This is a genomic window from Paraburkholderia sp. J76, from assembly GCF_905220295.1.
In the GTDB taxonomy this organism is placed as follows: Bacteria; Pseudomonadota; Gammaproteobacteria; order Burkholderiales; family Burkholderiaceae; genus Paraburkholderia.
Genome location: NZ_CAJMZJ010000003.1, coordinates 382,850 through 404,553 on the forward strand (window position 1 = coordinate 382,850; position 21,704 = coordinate 404,553).

The window sequence follows — 21,704 nt, forward strand, 5'->3', positions numbered from 1 at the left end:
CTCACTTGCTGCGGTGTCATCCTGCGCGAAGCAGGGGCGCCGACGCGGCTGGAACTCGCGCGCGAAGTGGCATAACCTGCTAAAATTACAGGTTTTTCGTCGATCTACTTTCCGGGACGCGCTGTGCTCTCTACCGCCAACATCACCATGCAATTCGGGCCGAAGCCCTTGTTCGAGAACATCTCGGTCAAATTCGGCGAAGGCAACCGCTATGGCCTGATCGGCGCGAACGGTTGCGGCAAGTCCACGTTCATGAAGATCCTCGGTGGCGACCTCGAGCAAAGCTCGGGCAACGTCATCCTCGAACCGAACGTGCGCCTGGGCAAGCTGCGCCAGGACCAGTTCGCATACGAAGACGTGCGCGTGCTCGACGTGGTCATGATGGGCCACACCGAAATGTGGGCCGCCATGAGCGAGCGCGACGCGATCTACGCGAACCCCGAAGCCACCGACGACGACTACATGCACGCCGCCGAACTCGAAGCGAAGTTCGCCGAGTACGACGGCTACACGGCCGAAGCGCGCGCGGGCGAACTGCTGCTCGGCATCGGCATCGGCACCGATTTTCACAACGGCCCGATGAGCGGCGTGGCGCCGGGCTGGAAGCTGCGCGTGCTGCTCGCGCAGGCGCTGTTCTCGAAGCCGGACGTGCTCCTGCTCGACGAGCCGACCAACAACCTCGACATCAACTCGATCCGTTGGCTGGAAGATGTTCTGAACGAGTACAACTCGACCATGATCATCATTTCCCACGATCGACACTTCCTGAACCAGGTCTGCACGCACATGGCGGACATGGACTACGGCACGCTCAAGGTGTGGCCCGGCAACTACGACGACTACATGCTCGCTTCGGCACAGGCGCGCGAGCGTCAGCAGGCCGCGAACCAGAAGGCGAAGGAACGCGTGGCCGACCTGCAGGACTTCGTGCGCCGCTTCTCGGCGAACAAGTCGAAGGCGCGCCAGGCCACCAGCCGTCTGAAGATGATCGACAAGATCAAGATCGAGGAATTCAAGCCGTCGTCGCGCCAGAACCCGTTCATCCGCTTCGAGTTCGAGAAGAAGCTGCACAACATCGTCGTGGTCGCGGAAGAGATCACGAAAACTTACGAGCGCCGCATCTTCAACAAGCTCAGCATCAGCGTGCAGCCGGGCGAGCGCATCGCGATCATCGGCGAGAACGGCGCGGGCAAGACCACGCTGCTGCGCTCGCTGCTCGGCAACCTGGCCGTCGACAACGGCTCGGTGAAGTGGGCCGAAAACGCGAACGTGGGCTACATGCCGCAGGACACGTACGAAGAGTTCCCGGCCGACGTCACGCTCATGGACTGGATCGACCAGTACCGCCAGGAAGGGGACGACGAGCAGTCGGTGCGCGGCACGCTGGGCCGCTTGCTGTTCAACGCAGACGACATCCGCAAGTCGGTGAAGGTGCTGTCGGGCGGCGAGAAGGGCCGCATGATCTGGGGCAAGCTGATGCTCGGCCGCCACAACGTGCTGCTCATGGACGAGCCCACGAACCACATGGACATGGAGTCGATCGAGTCGCTGCAGATCGCGCTCGAGAAGTTCGAAGGCACGCTGATTTTCGTGTCGCACGACCGCGAGTTCGTGAACGGCCTCGCCAACCGCATCATCGAAGTGAAAACCGATGGCACGGTCAAGGACTACAGCGGCAACTACGAGGACTTCCTGGTTAGCCAGGGGCTGCAGTGAGATTCGATCGAACGCTGATCAAGGCGTTCGAGGCGTGAAATGAGAACGGGCGGCGCGTGAGCGTCGCCCGTTTTGTTTTGGTGGCGTGCGTGGCGCTTCAGTCGCTGTATTGCATGCCCTTGGGCACGGCGTATTTTCCATTGCGGTATTCGAGTACCGCATTGGTGCGTTTGCCGGTTGCCTCCTTGCTCGCACAATCGTCCTTCGTCGGCGTGTTGACCGTCTGAACCGACTTCTCCCTGATCCGCAGCGTCGCGTAAGCGTCGTTGCCCGCGGCCCCGAGGTCGAGGGCGCGCGTCGTGTTGCTGAATGTGCCCGCGCAGTTGCCGTCCCATTCTCCGCCGGAATCTTCCACGATCAGGCGGTCAAGAACCGTGCGCAGGCTCTGGCCGTCGATCACGTACAGACTCAACGCCGTTTGACCAAACGGATTCACGCGCGACGAACTCTCATGCATCACCCGCACGCCAAATGCACGATTCTGCGGCGTGAGCTGGTAGCGCGCCGTATCGAGCGCGAGACCTGAAAAGCGTACCGCGTCGTACTGAATTGCCGCTTTCTGGAACTGATGCGCGATGACCGTGCCGCTGGCCGTATCGGCGACGAGCACTTCGAGGTCGTCGGTGCCATGGTCGTCTTCGTTGCCCTTTTGCGGCAGCGGCAGCGCCGCGATCGTCAGCGCCTCGTTTGCGGGCCAGACTTTACACGTTGCGTGTTCGGTGTCGAGCGTGCGCCCCGGATGCAGTTGTTGCGTCCATTTTTCGAAGTTGTCCTCACAGCCCGCATGGGCAAGGAGCGGAGCGAAACCGGCGACCAGGCAAAGTAGCGTGCGTTTCATGAAGTACGTGGACCAGGGAAAAAGAGCGCACGAGTATAAGGGCCGCGTCGCGGGCGTAGTTTGAGCCAACCAGCTTTCCGTTTGCGTCAACCACGCTAGAATCCTAGATCGCCACGGGCCGCCCGCGCGGAAACCGCAAACGGACGAGGCGCATTGCATGAGAGGGGAGTAAGCGCTGAAGCGCAAACTGCCATCGACAGACAGGAGGAGAAAAGCCCATGAACAACTACACGCAGTTCTACATCAATGGCCAGTGGGTCGCCCCGCAAGGCAAGGGCACGATCGACGTGATCGACTCGGGCACCGAAGCGGTGATGGGCCGCATCCCCGAGGGTGTCGAAGCCGACGCCGAGGCCGCCGTCGCCGCCGCGCGCGCAGCCTTCGACCGCTGGGCCGCCACGCCCGCCACCGAACGCGGCGCGTATCTGCAGAAAATCGCCGACAACCTCAAGGCCCGCACCGACGAACTCGCGCAACTGATCGCGGGCGAAGTGGGCATGCCGCTCAAGCTCGCGCGCGCCATTCAGGTGGGCGGCCCGGTCTACAACTGGGGCGCTTACGCAAAGCTCGCAAGCGAATTCCAGTACGAAGCGCGCGTGGGCAACTCGCTCGTCGTGCGCGAACCGGTGGGAGTCGTCGCGGCCATCACGCCGTGGAACTATCCGCTCAACCAGATCACGCTCAAGGTCGCCGCCGCGCTCGCCGCCGGCTGCACCGTTGTGCTCAAGCCGTCCGAGGTCGCGCCCCTCAACGCGTTCGTGCTTGCGCAAGCCATCCACGAAGCGGGGCTGCCCGCGGGCGTGTTCAACCTCGTGACGGGCTACGGCCCGGTGGTGGGCGAGGTGCTCGCGCGCCATGCGGACGTCGACATGGTCTCGTTCACCGGCTCGACGCGCGCGGGCAAACGCGTGTCGGAAGTCGCGTCGGCCACGGTCAAGCGCGTCGCGCTGGAGCTGGGCGGCAAATCCGCCTCCGTCGTGCTCGACGATGCCGACTTCGCCGCCGCCGTGAAGGGCTCGGTGGGCGCGTGCTTCCTGAACTCGGGCCAGACCTGCTCGGCGCACACGCGCATGATCGTGCCGGAGTCGCGCTACGAAGAAGCGCGAGACCTCGCGAAGCAGGCCGCGGAGGCGTTCAAGGTGGGCGATCCGCGCGACGAAACGGCGAAGCTCGGCCCGCTCGCCTCGAAGGTGCAGCAGGAGCGCGTGCTGCACTACATCGAACGCGGCATGGCCGACGGCGCCGAACTCGTGACGGGCGGCCCCGGCATGCCGGAAGGCGTGGCGCAGGGCTTTTTCGTGAAGCCGACCGTGTTCGGCCGCGTGCCGCGCGACGCGGCCATCGCGCAGGAAGAGATCTTCGGCCCGGTGCTCACGATCCTCACGGCGAAAGACGAAGACGACGCCGTGGCGATCGCCAACGACTCGCTCTACGGTCTGGGTGGCGCGGTCTGGGCGGGCAGCGACGAGCGCGCCATGCGCGTGGCGCGGCGCATCCGCACAGGCCAGATCGACATCAACGGTGGCGCCTGGAACATGGCCGCGCCCTTCGGCGGCTTCAAGCAGTCGGGGCACGGCCGCGAAAACGGCGCGTACGGCTTGGAAGAGTACCTGGAGTACAAGTCGATGCAATTCAAGGTGCCAAAGGGCTGATGAGGCATCTCGTCGCGCTATCGCAAATCTTTTAGTGCGACGTGTTGATGTAAGTCACAAACGCGGATTTCTTCACAGATCTCCGCGTTTTTTGTTGATGCGTGTCAATGTCATATGTGGGGTACGCGCGACCATAGTCGTTTTGCCATCGACAGAGCACAACATGTTTCCTGGACACTCCTTCGCTCCGCTCCAGATCCGCGGTCGTCAACTCCTGCCCGTGGTGCAGGGCGGCATGGGTGTCGGCATTTCGGCACACCGGCTGGCTGGCAGCGTCGCGCGTGAAGGCGCGCTCGGCACGATCGCGAGCATCGACCTGCGCCATCATCACAGCGATCTCATGGAGATGTGCCGCGCGGACCCGCAGCACGAAACGCTCGCTCGCGCGAACCTCATCGCGCTTGGCCGTGAAATTGCGGCGGCGCGCAAGCTTGCGGGCGGCAACGGCATGATCGCCGTGAACGTCATGAAAGCGGTGAACGCCCATGCCGACTACGTGCGCGCCGCCTGCGAGCACGGCGCCGACGCCATCGTCATGGGCGCGGGCCTGCCGCTCGATCTGCCCGACCTCACGGCGGGCGTGGACATCGCGCTCGTGCCGATTCTTTCCGACGCGCGCGGCGTCGCGCTCGTGCTCAAGAAGTGGATGAAGAAGGGCCGTCTGCCCGACGCCATCGTAATCGAGCATCCTGCTTACGCGGGCGGTCACCTGGGCGTGACCGACATCGCCGACATGGGCAACGAGCGCTTCGCATTCACGCAGATTTTCGAGGAACTCGAAGGCGTCTATGCCACGCTCGGCATCACGCGGCGCGACGTGCCGCTCGTCGTGGCGGGCGGCGTGAACAGCCACGAGGCCGTGCGCAAATGGCTGGAGGCGGGCGCCAACGGCGTGCAGGTGGGCACGCCGTTCGCGGTGACGGAGGAGGGCGATGCACACCCCGACTTCAAGCGCGTGCTCGCCGACGCGAAGCCCGAAGACATCGTCGAGTTCGTGAGCGTGACGGGCCTGCCCGCACGCGCGGTGAAAACGCCGTGGCTCGAACGTTATCTGCGCAACGAGTCGCGTATTCGCACCAAGATCGGCTCGCTCAAGCTTGCCTGCCCAACCGGGCTCGAATGCCTTTCGGCGTGCGGGCTGCGCGACGGCATCGAGAAGTTCGGCCACTTTTGCATCGACACGCGCCTCGCGGCGGCGCTGCGTGGCGATGTCGCGAACGGCTTGTTCTTCCGGGGCCGCGAAGCGTTGCCGTTTGGCAACGCGATCCGGAGCGTCCGCGACCTGCTGGAACTGCTGCTGACCGGCGCTACGCGACCTGCAGTCGCACAGCGCCCGGCCTTCGCACTGGCTTGATACTTGTCAACGCAGCGCCGGACCCCGTCTCTGACAATTTGTAGGCCGCAAACGGCTAGACAACAGACACGGGGAATAACGATGACCAAAGCAATTAAAAAGGTAGCAGCAACCGCCGCGCTCGCCATGAGCGCGGCCTTTCTGGCTATGCCGGCCAGCGCGGCAGGTTCGCCCGACTCGGGCATCTACGCGGGCGACTGGCTGGTGCGCGTGCGCGCGATCGAGATCGCGCCGGACGGCCGCGCGAACGGTACGCTCGGTGCGATCGGGACAGACGTGAACAACGCCCTCGTGCCAGAACTCGACTTCACCTACATGGCGACCAACAACATCGGCGTCGAGCTGATACTCGGCACGTCGCGCAACCAGGTGACGTCGAACATCGGCGCACTCGGCGGCGTGGGCGTGCTGCCGCCTACGCTGCTGCTGCAGTATCACTTCAACAACGCGGGCAAGGTCCGGCCGTACGTGGGTGCGGGCATCAACTACACGCTGTTCTACAACAACGGTCTGCACGCGGGCGGCGAGCCGGTTTCGATCGACAACCACAGCTTTGGTCCGGCGCTGCAGTTCGGCATCGACTTCGAGGTCACGAAGAAGATTTTCGTAAACGCGGATATCAAGAAAATCTGGATGCGTACCGACGCGTCAATGGGCGGCACGTCGCTCGGCACGCTCCATATCGATCCGCTCGTGGTCGGTCTGGGCGTCGGCATGAAATTCTGATCGATCGCCTCCGCACCGCTTTTCGAACGCCGGCTTGTCCGGCGTTTTTTATCCGCGCTATCCGCGCTCAGGCGCGGTCTTTTTGAAAGCGCATGGCGGTGCCTTCGCGCTCGATGCGCTCCCACACGGCGCGCTTTTCCTCGTCGCTCAGAAAGACCCAGTTGGAGACTTCCACGGCGGTGCGCCCGCAGCCTTTGCAGACGTCGTCGAAGAGGGTCGAGCACACGCCGATGCAGGGGCTGTCGGGGAGATCGTGGAGGTTGGATGCCATTGAAGTGCCTTGGGGCGTGGCCGGGCGCCGCGCGCGCCGGCCTGGGTACGGAACGCCGATATGTTAACCGATACCGCAGGCGCCCGTTCGCGCCCCCCCAACACACCGTGGCGGCGCGATGCGCAGTGGGTCGGCCACGCGACTGCAAGGCGATAGCAAGGTGGAAACCCGGCGCGACGCGCCGCCGGGAGCGGGCCGTCGCGCGCATGCGCCACTGAAGCGGTTTTTTGTGGACACGGCCCGTGAAACGGCTAAAATTGCGCGCGATTTACCGTCCGCGCGCGGCTCGCCGTGTTCCCATGGCCATGTTCCGTTTGCGCGACACGCCCGCGTTTTATTTCTTGCCGGGCGGGTTTGATGGTAGGTTTTGGGGAAAGTCAGGGGAGCCGTGCACAGGCGACACGAAGCACGGCACGAAGCGAGGCAGGCAGCCGGCCGGAGCCGGTCAGGATCGGAGAACGGAATGAAGAAAGGGGTTGTGGCGCAACTGGCCGCGCTCGCACTATGTGCGGCGCCGTGGATGACGTCGGTGGCAAAGGACACGCAGTTGAACGTGTACAACTGGTCCGATTACATCGCCAAGGACACGATTCCGAACTTCACGAAGCAGACCGGCGTTCAGGTCAAGTACGACAACTACGACAGCGACGACACGCTTCAGGCCAAGCTGCTCGCCGGCAACTCCGGCTACGACATCGTCGTGCCGACCAGCAACTACGCGGGCAAGCAGATCGCCGCCGGCATTTTCACGCCGCTCGACAAGTCGAAGATCCCCAACCTCAAATATCTCGATCCGCAACTAATGGCGCTCGTCGCCGGCGCGGATCCGGGCAACAAGTACGCGGTGCCCTGGGCGTACGGCACGACCGGTCTCGCTTATAACGTCACGAAGACGCAGCAGATCCTCGGCAAGAACGTGCCGCTCGACAACTGGGACATACTCTTCAAGCCCGAGAACATCTCGAAGCTGAAGGCCTGCGGCGTGTCCGTGCTCGACGCGCCGGACCAGATGTTCGCGGCAGCGCTTCACTACATCGGCAAGGATCCGCTTTCGACGAATCCGGACGACTATCGCGCCGCGCTCGCGATGATGAAGAAGATCCGCCCGTACATCACGCAGTTCAACTCGTCGGGTTATATCAATGACCTCGTGGGCGGCGACATTTGCTTTGCGTACGGCTGGTCGGGCGACGTCGTGATCGCCAAGCACCGCGCCATCGAGGCGAAGAAGCCATACAAGATCGAGTACTTCATTCCGAAGGGCGGCGCGCCGATCTGGTTTGACGTGATGACCATCCCGAAGGACGCGCAGCACAAGGACGCCGCGCACGAGTGGATCAACTACATCGAAACGCCGCAGGTCCACGCTGCGATCACGAACGCGGTCTATTACCCGAGCGCGAACGCAGAAGCGCGCAAGTACGTGAACAAGGACATCGCCAACGACCCGGCCGTGTACCCGCCGCCCGAAGTCCTGAAGACGCTGTTCCTGCTCAAGCCGCTGCCGCCTGAGATCCAGCGCCTGCAGACGCGTCTGTGGACCGAGTTCAAGTCGGGCCGCTGACGCGGCAGGTGCAGTAGTCCAGCGTTTTACCCCGAGCCCTCGGCACGATGCCGGGGGCTTTGTTCGTCAACCCCGTCCAGCATTCACGCAGAAACAGGCAGGGCAGAGAGAATCATGAGTGACCAGTCGAGCGCGCCGGCATCCGCCGGTTCGCTGCCTTCGGGCTTCACCGCGGCGGATTCGGCCGCGGACAACTTCGTGCAGATCGTCGATGTCGTCAAGAAGTTCGGCGAAACGACGGCAGTCAAGGGCGTCAACCTGTCGGTGAAGAAGGGCGAGCTGTTCGCGCTGCTCGGCAGTTCGGGCTGCGGCAAGTCCACCTTGCTACGCATGCTCGCGGGCCTCGAAACCGTCACGTCGGGCAAGATCCTGATCGACGGCGAGGACCTCGCCGCGATGCCGCCGTACCGCCGGCCGGTCAACATGATGTTCCAGTCGTACGCGCTCTTTCCGCACATGACGGTGGAGTCGAACGTGGGCTTCGGGCTGCGTCAGGAAGGCGTGAAGAAGGGAGAACTCAAGGACCGCGTGGCCAATGCGCTCGAACTCGTGCAGATGACGCGCTTCGCCAGGCGCAAGCCGCACCAGCTTTCGGGCGGCCAGCAGCAGCGCGTGGCGCTCGCGCGTTCGCTCGTGAAGCGCCCGAAGCTGCTCCTGCTCGACGAGCCGATGTCGGCGCTCGACAAGCAGATTCGCCAGCGCACGCAAATCGAACTCGTCAACATTCTCGACAAGGTCGGCGTCACCTGCATCATGGTCACGCACGACCAGGAAGAAGCGATGACGATGGCCGGGCGCCTCGCCGTGATGAGCGAAGGCGAGATCGTCCAGCTCGGCACGCCGAACCAGGTCTACGAATTCCCGAACAGCCGTTTCTCGGCGGAGTTCATCGGCTCGACCAATCTCTTCGACGGCAACGTGGTCGAGGACGAGCCCGACCATGTGTTCATCGAGTGCCCCGACCTGCCGGTGCGTCTCTACGTGAACCACGGCATCACCGGGCCGCTCGGCATGCCCGTGACGATCTCGGTGCGCCCCGAGCGCATCGCGCTCACGCGCAAGCCGCCCGAGGGCGTGTTCAACTGGGGCAAGGGCGTGGTCAAGAACATCGCCTATATGGGTGGCTACTCGCTCTATCACGTCAAGCTCGACTCGGGCAAGATGGTGATCGCGAACATGTCGAGCCTTGCGCTCTCCGAGATCGACTCGCCGACGTGGGAAGACGAAGTCTACGTGCGCTGGAGCGCATCGGCCGGGGTGGTGCTGACGTCATGAGCACGACGACCTTGCGCAACATCCTGAACTGGCCGGCGAAGCGCTTCAACCTGACCGGCCGCACGGCCGTCGTGGCGGGTCCGTTCATCTGGCTGCTGCTGTTCTTCCTCGTGCCGTTCGTCCTGGTGGTGAAGATCAGCTTCGCAGACCAGCAGCTAGGCATTCCGCCGTACACGGAGCTGATGTCGTTCGCGGATGGCGTGTGGCATATCGCGCTCGACTTCTCGCACTACCTGTTCCTGTTTCAGGACAGCCTGTACTTCGCGACCTACGTGAATTCGGTGGTCGTGGCGGCGATTTCGACGCTGCTGTGCCTCATCATCGGCTATCCGATGGCGTATTACATCGCGCGCTCGAATCCAGCCTCGCGCAACCTCCTCATGATGGCCGTGATGCTGCCGTTCTGGACCTCGTTCCTGATCCGCGTGTATGCGTGGATCGGCATCCTCAAGAACAACGGACTGCTGAACAATTTCCTGATGTCGATCGGCGTCATTCATTCGCCCCTCGAGCTTTATCACACGAACACGGCCGTTTATATCGGCATGGTGTATTCGTATCTGCCGTTTCTCGTGATGCCGCTCTACGCGCATCTCGTGAAAATGGACCTCACGCTGCTCGAAGCCGCGTACGACCTCGGCGCGAAGCCGTGGCGCGCGTTCGTGGAAATCACGCTGCCGCTTTCGAAGAACGGCGTCATCGCGGGCTGCCTGCTCGTGTTCATTCCGGCAGTGGGCGAGTACGTGATTCCCGAACTGCTTGGCGGCGCGAACACGCTGATGATCGGCCGCGTCATGTGGAACGAGTTCTTCGACAATGCCGACTGGCCGATGGCTTCCGCCGTGACCTGCGCGATGGTGCTCCTGCTGCTCGTGCCGATGGCGCTGTTCCAGCACTATCAGGCGAAGGAACTGGAGGGCCGCGGCAAATGAAACCGAATCGCGTACTGATGTTCATCGCGCTCGGCCTCGGCTTTGCGTTTCTCTATATCCCGATCCTGAGCCTGATCGTCTACTCGTTCAACGAGTCGCAACTCGTGACGGTGTGGACGCGCTTTTCCACGCGCTGGTATCAGGCGCTCATCAACGACGACGAATTGATCACCGCCGCGTGGCTCTCGCTGCGCATCGCGCTGATGACCGCGTTCGCCTCGGTGTTCATCGGCACATGGGCGGGTTTCGTGCTCGCGCGCATGGGGCGCTTTCGCGGCTTCACGCTCTTCTCGGGCATGATCAACGCGCCGCTCGTGATTCCCGAAGTGATCCAGGGCATTTCGCTGCTGCTGCTCTTCGTGGAAATGGGCAAGCTGATCGGCTGGCCCGCGGGGCGCGGCGTATTCACGATCTGGATCGGCCACGTCATGCTGTGCATTTCGTACGTCGCCATCATCGTGCAGTCGCGCGTGCGCGAATTGAACCCGTCGCTCGAAGAAGCCGCGCTCGACCTGGGCGCGACGCCGTTCAAGGTGTTCTTCCAGATCACGCTGCCGCTCATCTCGCAGGCGCTTGCCGCGGGCTGGCTGCTCTCGTTCACGCTCTCGATCGACGACCTGGTGCTCTCGGCGTTCCTTTCGGGCCCGGGCTCGACTACGCTGCCGCTCGTCGTGTTCTCGCGCGTGCGCCTCGGCCTGAACCCGGAGATGAACGCGCTCGCCACGCTGTTCATCGCGGTTGTGACGGTGGGTGTGATCGCCGGCAACTACTTGATGCAGCGCGCGGAGCGCAAGCGCATGGCGATGGCGGTTTAGTCGCCGACGCGCTTCGATCGAGGCGCATGATGGAACGGCGCGCGGACAGGAATGCCCGCGCGCCGTTTGTTTTTGCGCAGCGTCGACGCCTAGAGTCGATAGCCCATCCGAAAGCCGCCCCAATGCCGTCCGTTCACGAAGATGGGCGCGGAGGCGTCCTTCATCATCACGAACGTGCCGCCGCCCATGTCGCGACGATACGTTTGCAGCAGGAAGGGCTTCGTGTGCGAACCGGCGGCGCGTCCCGCGCGGTCGCTGAAGATGCGGTGATTGCGGCAGTTCGCGGCGTTCCACACCGGGTCCGCGCGCTGCGGATGCGAGAACTTGCGATTGTGCGTCGGAATATAGCCGCGCGGATCGATCGCCACACAGAAGGCCACGCGCTCGTCGAACGCGAGCAGCGGCTCTAGGATCGCGGGCAGCACGCGGTCGGTGAACGCGGTGAAGCGCGTCATATGCTGCTGCGGGTTCGTGTCCGGCACCGGCGCGTAGACGCTGTCGAACAGATCCGCCTCGCCGATCTCGCCTCGCGCGAGCGCGCCCTCGAACAGCTTGCCGACCTGGGCGGCGGCGCGCTGCACGGTGTCGATGAACCGCGTGTCGTCGGTTTCCACGCCGGTGGCGGCGGAAAGCTCGATGAGCGTTTCCGAAACTTCGAGCAGCTTGCCGAGCTGATCCTTTGCCTGCACGAAGTTACGGCCCGAATCTTCGACGCCCGCGACCATCTCGCCCACCTGGCTTTCGAGCCCGTCGCACTTCGTCTCGATCTCGCCCGTGAGCTGGGCGATCTGACCGGCATGCTCGTCGAGCTGCATGATCGCCCGCCCGGTGCTGTGCACAGCCTCGCCGATGGTGTGCGTGCCCTCGCGCACGCGATGCGCGCGTTCGGTGTTGGCGGTGCCCTCGGCGATGAGCTGTTCCGTCTGCTGCGTGAGTTGCCCGAGCGTTTGCTCGATCTGGCCGGTGGCCTGCGCGGTTTTGGCCGAGAGATTCTTCACCTCGCTTGCGACCACGGCGAAGCTCTTGCCCGACTCGCCCGCGCGCGCCGCTTCGATGGCCGCGTTGAGCGCGAGAAGCTGGGTTTGCCGCGCGATCAGCGAGATTTCCTCGGAGACCTTCGAGACATGCACAAGCGCGCTCTTGAGCGCGCGGATTTGCGTCTCGATGACGGTGACGCTTTCCACGAGACCATGAATGTCGGCAAGCGACGTCTCGATGGTCTGCTGCGACTGCTGCACGGTGGCGGCGGTGCCCGTGCTCAGCTCGCGCATGGCGCGCGCTGCCGTCGCGATCTGGTGGTTGCCGGCGAGCGTATGGGCGGCCGATTCGCGCAGCGCGTGGCACACGTCGGTCTGACGCTGCACGCGCGCGGCGACCTCGTCGACGTGGCCCGCCACATCGCAGATCTCGATGCCGAGCCTGCCGGCATGCGCCGCAATGTCGCCGACCACTCCGGCGGATTTACCCGCGCGGCGGCGACCGCGCAGGCCCAGCAAACGCAAACGTGTCATCGGGTGTCTCCATCCCATGCAGGGCAGTTGCCGGTGCGCCATGAAAAACCGCGGACAACTCCGGAAAAGCGGCGGAAAAGCTGCGCGCCCGGTCGTCGGTGCAGGTCCGATCGCCGGGCTTTCTGGACTTGTTTACGGCGCGTAATACGGGGACTTGAGCGCAGCGTGGCGCCTGGCGCTATGATCGGGAACCCGGGCGCTTTCGAAAGCCGGAAACGAGGAGCGAAAAGGCGTCGCGATGGGAGCAAGATGATCGAGGTTATTTTCGGCGGGAGCGCGCCGCTCGCGCTCTGGCAGCAACTCATCCAGCTCTGGGAGCTGATCGTGATGGTGGTGCGCTTCCTCTGGGGGCTGGTGAAGCTTCTGGGCGGAGGCGGTTGAACGACAAAAGGGCAGAGCGATGATCGACGATTCCACCCGGCGTTTCACCGACCGGGTCGCAGACTACGTGAAATTCCGGCCGACCTATCCGCGCGAAGTGGCGACCTTCGTGCATGTGGAGTGCGGCATTGCGCCGGGCGCGCCCGTGGCCGACGTCGGCGCGGGTACGGGCCTTTCCACGAAACTCTTTCTCGACGCGGGCCATCCGGTCACCGCCGTCGAACCGAATGCTGCCATGCGCGCAGCGGCCGACGAACTGCTGGGCGGCTACAAAGGCTATCGCAGCGTGGCGGGCACGGCGGAGGCGACGACGCTCGAAGCCGCGAGCGTGGACCTCGTGAGCGCCGCGCAGGCGTTCCACTGGTTCCACAAGACCGATACGCAACGCGAGTTCGCGCGCATCCTGAAACCGCGCGGCAAGATCTTGCTGTTCTGGAATAGCCGCTTGCTCGAGGGCTCGGCGTTTCTGGCGGGCTACGAGGCGCTCCTGCAGCGCTTTTGCCCCGACTACGCGCGCGTGGCGGAAAGCTATCCTGATTCGGCCGCGATGGCGGACTGGTTCGGCGAAGGCTTCGAGCACCAGACCGTATTCCCGAACGCGCAATTACTCGACTTCGACGGCCTGCGCGGACGGCTGATGTCGTCTTCGTACGCGCCGCGCGCCGGTGACGAGCGTCACGAGCCGATGCTCGCCGCGTTGCACGAGCTGTTCGAGACGACGCAAAAGGACGGCACGGTGAACTTCGCCTACGAAACGCGCGTGTACGCGGGGCATCCTCAGCGCGTCTAGCGTTCGAACGCGTAGTCGGCGATGCGCACGCGGCGCGTTCTGCGGCGAAACACGAACGTGAACCCGGGCCACAGCGCCGTGTTCTTGCCCGCCTGCGTGAGGTAGTAGCTGCGGCAGCCCGACTGCCACACGGTGCGCGCGAAACGCGCTTGCACGCGCGCGTTCCAGCTTTGCTGCGCCTCGGCGCGCACGTCCATGGTGCGGGCGCCCGAGCGCTGTAGCGCGCGAATGCAGGCCGCGATAAAGGCGATATGCGACTCGATCATGTAGATCATCGAGTTGTGTCCGAGCGCCGTGTTCGGCCCGATCACGAAAAAGAAATTCGGAAAGCCCGCGACGCTCGCGCCGAGATACGCCTCGGGCCCGTCGCGCCGCCACGTTTCGCCAAGATCCCGACCGCCGGCGCCCGTTATCCGAAAGGGCGCGTCCACGTCGTTGACCTGAAATCCCGTGCCGCACACGATGACGTCATAAGGCCGATGCGCGCCGTCCGCGGTGACGATGCCATCGGCCACGACCTCGCGGATCGCGTCCGTCACCAGTTCGACGTTCGGCTGTGCGAGGGCAGGGTAGTAGTCGCTCGAAAGCAGCACGCGCTTGCAGCCCAGCAGATAGTCGGGCGTGAGCCGCGCGCGCAGTTCGGGGTCCTTCACTTTGTGCGCGAGATAGCTCAGCGCGAACTTCGTCGGCGCCTTGAGCAGACGCGGTTCCACCGCGAAGCCGAGCGCGCGCGATTCGTGCTGCCAGTAAATCGCCGCGCGCGCCGTGCGTTGCGCGAAAGGCATATGCCGATAAATCCAGCGCCAGCGCTCGCCGATGGCGTGGTCGCGCCGCGGCATGATCCACGGCGGCGTGCGCTGAAACACAGTGAGCTGCGCCGCGCGCGGCTGGATATGCGGCACGAACTGGATCGCGCTCGCCCCGGTGCCGATCACGGCGATGCGTTTGCCGTCGAGCGCAAAGTCGTGGTCCCAGCGCGCCGAGTGGAAGAGCCTGCCTTCGAAGCGCTCGATGCCCGCGATAGCCGGAAGCGCCGGGCGCGAAAGCGGGCCGTTCGCGGCGATCACGATATCGGCCTCGATGGTCCTCACCGCGCCGTCGCGTTCGATCTCCACCTGCCAGAAGCCGCGCGCCTCCAGGAAGCGCGCCGCGCGCACGTGCGAACGATATTCGATAAAGCGCTCGACGTCGTACTTGTGCGCACAATGGCGCAGATAGTCGAGAATTTCGTGCTGCGGTGCGAACGCGCGCGTCCACGCCGGATTCGGCTCGAACGAAAACGAGTAGAGGTGCGAAGGAATATCGCAAGCGGCGCCCGGATAGGCATTGTCGCGCCAGGTGCCGCCGAGGCTTGCGGCCGCCTCGTAGATCGTGAACGACTCCACGCCCATGCGGCGCAGCCGGATCGCCATGCCGATGCCGGAAAAGCCGCTGCCGATGATGGCGATGCGCAGTGCCGCCCCGTTGCCGCGCGCTTCAGTGGCCATGTGTGCGTCCGCCGTTCCGTATGTGCAATGAGCAGTGAGTCGCGCCGATGCAAAACGGGCTCCGTGAAGGAGCCCGTCGTTGCTTGAGCGGCGCGTGCCGGGAACCTCAGGCGCTCACGAGTTGTTCCAGTCGTCCGAGCTGTCGTTGCTGCCCATGTCGACACCGCCGCCGCCCGAGCCGTCGTCCCAGTCGTTCGACCCCTGGCCGAAATCGAGTCCACCGCCGCCGCCATTGCCGTCGCGCTGAATGCGGCGGCCATCGTCGTCGACGAACACGTCGCGCTCGATCACGCGGTCGCGGCCATGATTCAGTGCTTCGCCGAGCAGCACGCCCGTAAGCAGACCACCCATGCCGCCCATGCCACCGCCGCCTTGCTGCACGATGACTTGCGGCGGTTGCTGCGGCGCAGCCGGCGGATATTGCGGCTGACGCCCGAACGCAGCGTCGGCTTCACGCGCGTAAGGAGAGTTGCTGCCATAGTCCTGCGCGGCGGGTTGCGCGTTCGGATCGGGGCGGCCTTCGGCGCGCGCCTTGAGACTCGCGAACTGGCGCTCCAGGTCTTCAATCTCATACGGCGGCCGCGGATTCGCGCTGTTCGAGAGCGTTTCGACGAGGCTGCGCAACTGCGCTTCGAGTCCTTCGACTTCCTTTTCGAGCGCCTCGTGGCCGGGTGCGGTCGAAAGCTTTAGGTCGAGCTTGAGCGAGCGCACGCCGTTGAGCAACTCGGTGGCGCGCTTGAGCTGATCGCGGCGGTCGTCGCCGGCCTTCGCGTCTTCAGTGGATTTCGCGCGGCGCAGCGTCCAGCGCAGCACGAGCACAATGCCCACCAGTACGATGACGATACCAATCCACATGCCCATGGTCGGACCTCGCTTCTGTGGTGCAGCGACCTGCTGCTGCGCAAACGGGTTGCTCGTGCTGTTCGCTCTCACGCTGCCCGTGCGCGAGGCGTCGGAGCGGATCTTCGCTTCGACCTGCGCGAAGCGTTGCGGCTGGGTGAAGCGGATTTGCGGATCGAGCGACTTCGCCTGCTCGACCTGAGCGAGCGCGTCGCTGTAACGGCCTTCGCGATCGAGCACCTGGGCGTAGAGATAGTGGGCGCGAGCGTTATCCGGATGCGCCTGCAGGACTTCGGTCAGGCCGGAGTCGGCGCTTTGCCAGTCGCCCTGGGACATCGCGGATTCGATCTGCTGCACGCTCGGCACGGCGAACGCAACGCCGCCCGTGAGGGCCAGCGATGCGACAGCGATGCTGGCAGCGGCAAGAAACTTTTTCATGTTGCAGGCCGGGCGGATTAACGCCCGTCTCCATGGCATTCGATACGGGGATGCGGCGCGAGAGCGCGCCTGCCGACTACTCCGACTACACCGGCAGCACGGCCCATGCCGCGCCGCATCCAGCACACCGGCGTTTACTGCGCCGGCGTGTTCATCTGCTTCTTGAGCGCTTCGAGGCGCTCGTCCACCGACGGCCCCTTGTTGAGCGCGGCGAGCTTGTCTTCGAGCGCCTTGCCGCTCGACGTATCGGCGGAATTCAGGCGCGCGTCGGAGCGGGCGTTCGACAGATTGACCTTGTCTTCGAGCTTGTCGAAATCGGCCGACAGATTCTTCCCGCCGATGCCGCCCAGCGCGGTGGCCGCGACATCCTTCGCCTGGGCGATCTGCTGCTTCGCCTGCAGGATGTTCGAGCGCGCGTTCAGGTCGTTGCGGCGCTGGCGCATGTCGTCGATCTGCTGCTTCAGTTGATCGACCGACGGTTCGAGCTTCGCGAGTTCTGCCGCGAGCGCATCGCGTTCGGCTTCGGCCGTTTGCTGCGCGCCGAGCGCTTCACGTGCGAGCGCTTCGTCGCCCGATTGCAGCGCGCGCTTTGCGCCGTCTTCGTACTTCTTCGCCTTGTCGGCGGCCACGTCGCGCTTGCTTTGCTGCGTCGCGACCTGCGCCTGGATCTCGACGAGCGAGTTCTCCGCGCGGGCGATGCTGTCGTCAAGCTCGCGCACGATCTGGCGCGCGTCGCGCGACGGATCCTGCACCGAGTCGGCCGCGTCGTTGAGCAGGCCCTTGACGGTGCGGGAGATGGAGTCGAAAAGCGACATGAATTCCTCCAGTGAAATGAGATCGGCCATGGTGAGCCGAGGTGCGTGCATGCGGTTTGCGTTCCCGCGCCGGCTCGCTGGCGACGGCTGATCCATCTGCCAGCTTACGCCGCTTTGCGCCTTGCGCGCATGCACCGCGCAAATCGGGGCGAGTGCGGCAATTGCAATAGCGTGAACGTGTTTTCCTGCACGCGTGTGCCGTTCAAGACGAGGCCCGGGCTGCGCGGCCTGGCGCCCCGCTGCGGGCTGGGCGCCGCCGTCGATCGCGGATATTACACCACGGCCCATCTTAAAAGGGACTTAAAGGAATAGCGCGGTGCCGACCCTCGCCGGCGCCTTGTCCGCGCGCGTAAGGGGGCGTTAAGGAGCGTTAAGGCGGTTGTGATGCGTTTGTATGGCAGCGCGCTGGGTCAGGCGAATTTGCCGCCCTCTGGCGCGCTGTCGTCGCTGCGGGCTTCTTCGCGCGGCTCGCTTGCGTCGCGCCGCGAGCGCGCGAAGGGCGCCGAGCTTAGCGGCTGCAGCGGTTCGGTATCGAGCGATTGCGCGGCGGCCGTGTCGAGCGCGGCGCTTTCTGCGGCGGCGGCTTCGGCGCTCAGTCTGGCGACAGCCTGGGCGATTTCGCGTGCGGCGTGGCTCACGTCCGCTTCGTCGGTGTGCGCGGCGGGCAGGGGCGCGACGGGCGCTTTTGGCGTTTCCTCGGGCATTTCCTCGCGGATGACGCCGTCGTGTACGGCCGCGGGCGCGTCGCTGTCGGCGAGCGCATCGTCCTTTCGCGTGTCGGGGTTCGCCTCGCCCACGCCGATGGGCGCCCCCGCTGCCGTCGCCGAAGGTGGCCGGATGGCGCCCGGCCGGCTCACGCGCAGCGGCTTCGCGGCCTTTTGCAGCACCTGGGCGAGCGCGTCGGGCTGACGCGGCGCGTTCAGCCGGTCGACAATGCTCGCGGCCTTTACCTGATCGCTCGTCGCGCTGAACGCGATTACCGCGCGGCGCATGAGTTCACTAATGCTGATGCCGAGCGTGTCGGCAGTAGCGGAGATCGCGCGCTTTTGCGCGGGCGTGACGAAGACGACGATGCGTTCGCTGGGCTTGTTCATGATCGACGGGCCGCTGGGCCGGCTTCGTATAACGTCGGTTTTCCCGCTGCGCCACAGCTATTTGTAAGAATGAAGGCGAGCTTGCGTAGGCGCAATCAGGGGCGTGTAGCAGATCATTCATCATAAGACGAGTGCGCCGATGCGCAATCGAAAGGTGCGCGAATAGGCGGCGCTCGCTTTGCAACATTTCTTTCCTTACTGCGAATTCAATAATTTTTCCGCGTGAATTAAGGCTCGAAGGCGAAACTTTTCGCGCATAAAGCTGTGATCCGCGCAAGGGCGCGTCTGTCGCATAAAAAATCGGGCAGGAAGCGTTTCCCAAGAAACTCTTACAAAAAAAGCGCGACCCGGCGCCCGCGATTTCTTTAGAATGCGCTGTTACATTTCGCGAATGGCGCCCGAACGGGCGTTTATTTGTGTGTGGCGTGCGGTAGTGCGCGCCGCGCGGCCGGACGGGGGCGTTGCCGGTCGCGCCGCGTCGCCGGGTTTGAGCCGGCGACGTCGTATGCCGCATTGGCGCCATGACGCCGTGGTCGAGATCCATGCGCGCGAGTTGCGCGCAGTTGGCGCGCGCGAGACGCGCCCATCATTCCAGTCATGCCTATCATCAAACGACCGCCTTCACCGCAGTACCCGAACGAAGATCGGGAACCCTCCTTCAACAGCGGGCGCCAGCCGCCTCGCCGCCCTGAATCGGGCGGCGGCTCGGGTCGTGGATCCGGCGGCGGCTCCGGCAACAACGGGCCGCGCGACGGCAGCCCGAAGCGGCGCTCCATCGGCACGACGCTCGCGTTCTGGTTCGTCGGGCTCGTCGGTGCGCTCTGCGTGGTCGGCGCGCTAGTCGTGGGCTACGCGCTCGTCGTGATGGAACCGCAACTGCCTTCGCTCGACGCGCTCACCCACTATCAGCCCAAGGTGCCGCTGCGCATCTATACCGCCGATCACGTGCTGATCGGCGAGTTCGGCGAAGAGCGTCGTCAGCTCGTGCGCTTCCAGGATATTCCTGACATCCAGAAGAAGGCCGTGCTCGCCATCGAGGACTACCGGTTCTACGAGCACGGCGGCGTGGATTTCGTCGGCATCCTGCGCGCGGGCGTGGCGGACATCATGCACGGCGGCGCGTCGCAGGGCGCGAGCACGATCACGATGCAGGTCGCGCGCAACTTCTTCCTGTCGAGCGAGAAGACCTACACGCGCAAGATCTACGAGATGCTGCTCGCCTACAAGATCGAGCGCGCGCTCACCAAGGACCAGATTCTCGAGCTGTACATGAACCAGATTTATCTGGGGCAGCGCGCCTATGGCTTTTCGGCGGCGGCGCGCGTGTACTTCGGCAAGGATCTGAAGGACATCACGCTCGCGCAGGCCGCGATGCTCGCAGGCCTGCCGAAGGCGCCGTCGGCGTATAACCCGATCGTCAACCCGCACCGCGCGAAGATCCGCCAGGAGTACATCCTCAAGCGCATGCTCGACCTCGGCTACATCACGCAGGCGCAGTACGACGAAGCGCTCAAGGAGCCGCCGCAGACGAAGACGGCCGGCACCGAGTACAGCGTGCATGCCGAATACGTCGCGGAAATGGTGCGCCAGATGATGTATGCGCAGTACAAGGACGAGACCTACACGCGCGGCCTCACGGTCACGACGACGATCGACTCCGCCGACCAGGACGCCGCCTACGCGGCCGTGCGCAAGGGCGTGATGGACTACGAGCGCCGCCACGGCTATCGCGGACCGGAAGGCTTCGTGCAACTGCCCGCCGACGGCGACGACCGCGAGCAGGCCATCGAAGACGCACTTACCGATCACCCCGACAACGGCGACCTCGTCTCGGCGGTCGTGACCGACGCGGGTCCGAAGTCGGTGACGGCGCAACAGCTCGACGGGACGTCGGTGACGGTGACGGGCGAGGGCCTGCGCTTCGTGGCGGCGGCGCTTTCGCCGCGCGCGTCGCAGGCGCTGCACATTCGCGTGGGTTCCATCGTGCGCCTGATGCAGGACGCCAAGGGCAACTGGCAGATCACGCAGTTGCCGCAGGTGGAAGGCGCGCTCGTTTCGCTCACGCCGCAGGACGGCGCGATCCGCGCGCTGATCGGCGGCTTCGACTTCAACAAGAACAAGTTCAACCACATCACGCAGGCGTGGCGCCAGCCGGGTTCGAGCTTCAAGCCGTTCATCTATTCGGCTTCGCTCGAAAAGGGCCTCGGGCCGGCGACGATCATCAACGACGCGCCGTTGTACTTCCCGCCCAGCACGCCCGGCGGTGATGCGTGGGAGCCCAAGGACGACGACCAGCCTGAAGGTCCGATGTCGATGCGCCTCGCGCTGCAGAAGTCGAAGAACCTCGTGTCGATCCGCATCCTCTCGTACATCGGCACGAAGTACGCGCAGGACTACGTGACGCAGCGCTTCGGCTTCGATCCGGACAAGACGCCGCCGTACCTGCCGATGGCGCTCGGTGCGGGCCTCGTCACGCCGTTGCAGTCGGCGGGCGCGTACAGCGTGTTCGCGAACGGCGGTTATCGCATCAACCCGTATCTGATCGCCGAAGTCGACGACGCGCGCGGCCAGCCGATCCTGCGCGCGCAGCCGCTCGTGGCGGGCCAGAATGCGCCGCAAACGCTCTCGCCGCGCAACGCATTCGTGATGAACAGCCTGCTGCACTCGGTGGCGACGGCGGGAACGGGCGCGGGCACCAACGTGCTCCATCGCAATGACCTGCAGGGCAAGACCGGCACGACCAACGACGCCAAGGACGGCTGGTTCGCGGGTTATCAGCGCACGCTGGTCGCCGTGGCGTGGATGGGTTACGACCAGCCGAAGAGCCTCGGCAGCCGCGAATTCGGCGCGCAGCTTGCACTGCCGATCTGGGTGGAGTACATGCAGCGTGCGCTGCGCGGCGTGCCGCAGGAAGAGCCGGCGATGCCCGCGGGCCTCACGACGATCAACGACGAACTGTTCTTCTCGGACATGACGCCGGGCAACGGCTTCGTGGCGAGCATCGGTCTGGATTCGGCGAATCCCGCTGGTGCCGCGAGCGATGCGAGCGGCGCGACCGGCAGCATGGGTCCGGGCGGAATGACGCCGCCGAGCGTCACCACGACGGAGAAGAAGCAGATCATGGATCTGTTCGAATCGAACAAGCCTTGAGTCTGGGTTGTTGAGTTCTGCAGGATAAACACGGCGCGTCGGCAACGGCGCGCCG

The 21,704-nt window shown here is 64.7% G+C and carries 18 protein-coding genes; 11 read left to right on the top strand and 7 right to left on the bottom strand.

Annotated elements, in window-relative coordinates; genetic code table 11:
- Positions 1–123 precede the first annotated feature (123 nt).
- Positions 124–1,716 carry an ABC-F family ATPase gene (locus U5768_RS08305; protein ID WP_322029888.1) on the top strand — a complete coding sequence of 531 codons (1,593 nt, stop codon included), beginning with the start codon at positions 124–126 and terminating at the stop codon, positions 1,714–1,716.
- Positions 1,717–1,813: 97 nt separating this feature from the next.
- Here U5768_RS08305 and U5768_RS08310 read toward each other — a convergent pair whose 3' ends face one another.
- On the bottom strand, positions 1,814–2,554 hold the full coding sequence (locus tag U5768_RS08310) for a hypothetical protein (RefSeq protein WP_322029889.1): 741 nt from the start codon (positions 2,552–2,554) through the stop codon (positions 1,814–1,816).
- A 218-nt stretch (positions 2,555–2,772) separates the two neighbouring features.
- Here U5768_RS08310 and U5768_RS08315 point away from each other — a divergent pair, with 218 nt between their 5' ends.
- The 3 genes from U5768_RS08315 (at position 2,773) to U5768_RS08325 (ending at position 6,286) form a co-directional block, all read left to right on the top strand.
- The gene (locus U5768_RS08315) at positions 2,773–4,206 is read left to right on the top strand and encodes an aldehyde dehydrogenase family protein (protein ID WP_322029890.1); all 1,434 of its coding nucleotides are present in this window, start codon (positions 2,773–2,775) and stop codon (positions 4,204–4,206) included.
- A 163-nt stretch (positions 4,207–4,369) separates the two neighbouring features.
- Entirely contained in the window at positions 4,370–5,560 is a 1,191-nt protein-coding gene (locus tag U5768_RS08320; RefSeq protein ID WP_322029891.1) for a nitronate monooxygenase family protein, read from the top strand.
- 81 nt (positions 5,561–5,641) lie between these two features.
- The gene (locus U5768_RS08325) at positions 5,642–6,286 is read left to right on the top strand and encodes an OmpW/AlkL family protein (protein WP_322029892.1); all 645 of its coding nucleotides are present in this window, start codon (positions 5,642–5,644) and stop codon (positions 6,284–6,286) included.
- A 67-nt stretch (positions 6,287–6,353) separates the two neighbouring features.
- Here the strand turns inward: U5768_RS08325 and U5768_RS08330 are convergent, their stop codons facing one another.
- Positions 6,354–6,557, bottom strand: coding sequence for a DUF1289 domain-containing protein (locus tag U5768_RS08330; RefSeq protein ID WP_028204006.1), 204 nt, complete (start codon positions 6,555–6,557; stop codon positions 6,354–6,356).
- A 463-nt stretch (positions 6,558–7,020) separates the two neighbouring features.
- Between U5768_RS08330 and U5768_RS08335 the strand changes: the two genes are divergently transcribed.
- The 4 genes from U5768_RS08335 (at position 7,021) to U5768_RS08350 (ending at position 11,143) form a co-directional block, all read left to right on the top strand.
- On the top strand, positions 7,021–8,121 hold the full coding sequence (locus tag U5768_RS08335) for a polyamine ABC transporter substrate-binding protein (RefSeq protein WP_322029893.1): 1,101 nt from the start codon (positions 7,021–7,023) through the stop codon (positions 8,119–8,121).
- Positions 8,122–8,235: 114 nt separating this feature from the next.
- Complete coding sequence (locus tag U5768_RS08340) at positions 8,236–9,396, top strand: ABC transporter ATP-binding protein (protein WP_415913868.1); 1,161 nt, start codon at positions 8,236–8,238, stop codon at positions 9,394–9,396.
- A complete protein-coding gene (locus U5768_RS08345; protein ID WP_322029894.1) occupies positions 9,393–10,328 on the top strand; it encodes an ABC transporter permease subunit in 936 nt (311 codons plus the stop codon). The genes U5768_RS08340 and U5768_RS08345 overlap by 4 nt, the downstream gene beginning before the upstream one ends.
- Positions 10,325–11,143, top strand: coding sequence for an ABC transporter permease subunit (locus U5768_RS08350; RefSeq protein ID WP_322029895.1), 819 nt, complete (start codon positions 10,325–10,327; stop codon positions 11,141–11,143). Before U5768_RS08345 ends, U5768_RS08350 begins: the two co-directional genes overlap by 4 nt.
- 89 nt (positions 11,144–11,232) lie before the next feature.
- Here the strand turns inward: U5768_RS08350 and U5768_RS08355 are convergent, their stop codons facing one another.
- The gene (locus U5768_RS08355) at positions 11,233–12,654 is read right to left on the bottom strand and encodes a methyl-accepting chemotaxis protein (RefSeq protein WP_322029896.1); all 1,422 of its coding nucleotides are present in this window, start codon (positions 12,652–12,654) and stop codon (positions 11,233–11,235) included.
- A 249-nt stretch (positions 12,655–12,903) separates the two neighbouring features.
- Between U5768_RS08355 and U5768_RS08360 the strand changes: the two genes are divergently transcribed.
- Both U5768_RS08360 and U5768_RS08365 read left to right on the top strand, forming a co-directional pair.
- A complete protein-coding gene (locus U5768_RS08360; RefSeq protein WP_322029897.1) occupies positions 12,904–13,035 on the top strand; it encodes a hypothetical protein in 132 nt (43 codons plus the stop codon).
- Positions 13,036–13,054: 19 nt separating this feature from the next.
- The gene (locus tag U5768_RS08365) at positions 13,055–13,825 is read left to right on the top strand and encodes a class I SAM-dependent methyltransferase (protein ID WP_322029898.1); all 771 of its coding nucleotides are present in this window, start codon (positions 13,055–13,057) and stop codon (positions 13,823–13,825) included.
- Here U5768_RS08365 and U5768_RS08370 read toward each other — a convergent pair.
- The 4 genes from U5768_RS08370 to U5768_RS08385 all read right to left on the bottom strand — a co-directional run bounded on the left by U5768_RS08370 (position 13,822) and on the right by U5768_RS08385 (position 18,499).
- Entirely contained in the window at positions 13,822–15,312 is a 1,491-nt protein-coding gene (locus U5768_RS08370; protein WP_322029899.1) for an NAD(P)/FAD-dependent oxidoreductase, read from the bottom strand. The two genes, U5768_RS08365 and U5768_RS08370, sit on opposite strands and share 4 nt — an antisense overlap.
- Positions 15,313–15,426: 114 nt before the next feature.
- Entirely contained in the window at positions 15,427–16,590 is a 1,164-nt protein-coding gene (locus U5768_RS08375; protein WP_322029900.1) for a tetratricopeptide repeat protein, read from the bottom strand.
- A gap of 134 nt (positions 16,591–16,724) precedes the next feature.
- Positions 16,725–17,405: a PspA/IM30 family protein gene (locus U5768_RS08380; RefSeq protein ID WP_322030069.1), complete on the bottom strand. Its 681-nt coding sequence runs from the start codon at positions 17,403–17,405 to the stop codon at positions 16,725–16,727.
- 410 nt (positions 17,406–17,815) lie between these two features.
- A complete protein-coding gene (locus U5768_RS08385; protein WP_322029901.1) occupies positions 17,816–18,499 on the bottom strand; it encodes a hypothetical protein in 684 nt (227 codons plus the stop codon).
- Between the two features lie 597 nt (positions 18,500–19,096).
- Here U5768_RS08385 and U5768_RS08390 point away from each other — a divergent pair.
- Positions 19,097–21,649 (top strand): penicillin-binding protein 1A, encoded by a 2,553-nt coding sequence (locus U5768_RS08390; protein WP_322029902.1) that lies wholly within the window; start codon positions 19,097–19,099, stop codon positions 21,647–21,649.
- Positions 21,650–21,704: the final 55 nt, after the last annotated feature.

Bases quoted from the DNA above. Each gene is read 5' to 3' on its own strand.
- U5768_RS08360 (WP_322029897.1), top strand. From the start codon at position 12,904: ATGATCGAGGTTATTTTCGGCGGGAGCGCGCCGCTCGCGCTCTGGCAG.
- U5768_RS08335 (WP_322029893.1), top strand. From the start codon at position 7,021: ATGAAGAAAGGGGTTGTGGCGCAACTGGCCGCGCTCGCACTATGTGCG.
- U5768_RS08315 (WP_322029890.1), top strand. From the start codon at position 2,773: ATGAACAACTACACGCAGTTCTACATCAATGGCCAGTGGGTCGCCCCG.
- U5768_RS08385 (WP_322029901.1), bottom strand. From the start codon at position 18,499: ATGAACAAGCCCAGCGAACGCATCGTCGTCTTCGTCACGCCCGCGCAA.
- U5768_RS08345 (WP_322029894.1), top strand. From the start codon at position 9,393: ATGAGCACGACGACCTTGCGCAACATCCTGAACTGGCCGGCGAAGCGC.
- U5768_RS08340 (WP_415913868.1), top strand. From the start codon at position 8,236: ATGAGTGACCAGTCGAGCGCGCCGGCATCCGCCGGTTCGCTGCCTTCG.
- U5768_RS08375 (WP_322029900.1), bottom strand. From the start codon at position 16,590: ATGAAAAAGTTTCTTGCCGCTGCCAGCATCGCTGTCGCATCGCTGGCC.
- U5768_RS08350 (WP_322029895.1), top strand. From the start codon at position 10,325: ATGAAACCGAATCGCGTACTGATGTTCATCGCGCTCGGCCTCGGCTTT.
- U5768_RS08365 (WP_322029898.1), top strand. From the start codon at position 13,055: ATGATCGACGATTCCACCCGGCGTTTCACCGACCGGGTCGCAGACTAC.
- U5768_RS08390 (WP_322029902.1), top strand. From the start codon at position 19,097: ATGCCTATCATCAAACGACCGCCTTCACCGCAGTACCCGAACGAAGAT.
- U5768_RS08355 (WP_322029896.1), bottom strand. From the start codon at position 12,654: ATGACACGTTTGCGTTTGCTGGGCCTGCGCGGTCGCCGCCGCGCGGGT.
- U5768_RS08325 (WP_322029892.1), top strand. From the start codon at position 5,642: ATGACCAAAGCAATTAAAAAGGTAGCAGCAACCGCCGCGCTCGCCATG.
- U5768_RS08320 (WP_322029891.1), top strand. From the start codon at position 4,370: ATGTTTCCTGGACACTCCTTCGCTCCGCTCCAGATCCGCGGTCGTCAA.
- U5768_RS08370 (WP_322029899.1), bottom strand. From the start codon at position 15,312: ATGGCCACTGAAGCGCGCGGCAACGGGGCGGCACTGCGCATCGCCATC.
- U5768_RS08330 (WP_028204006.1), bottom strand. From the start codon at position 6,557: ATGGCATCCAACCTCCACGATCTCCCCGACAGCCCCTGCATCGGCGTG.
- U5768_RS08310 (WP_322029889.1), bottom strand. From the start codon at position 2,554: ATGAAACGCACGCTACTTTGCCTGGTCGCCGGTTTCGCTCCGCTCCTT.
- U5768_RS08380 (WP_322030069.1), bottom strand. From the start codon at position 17,405: ATGTCGCTTTTCGACTCCATCTCCCGCACCGTCAAGGGCCTGCTCAAC.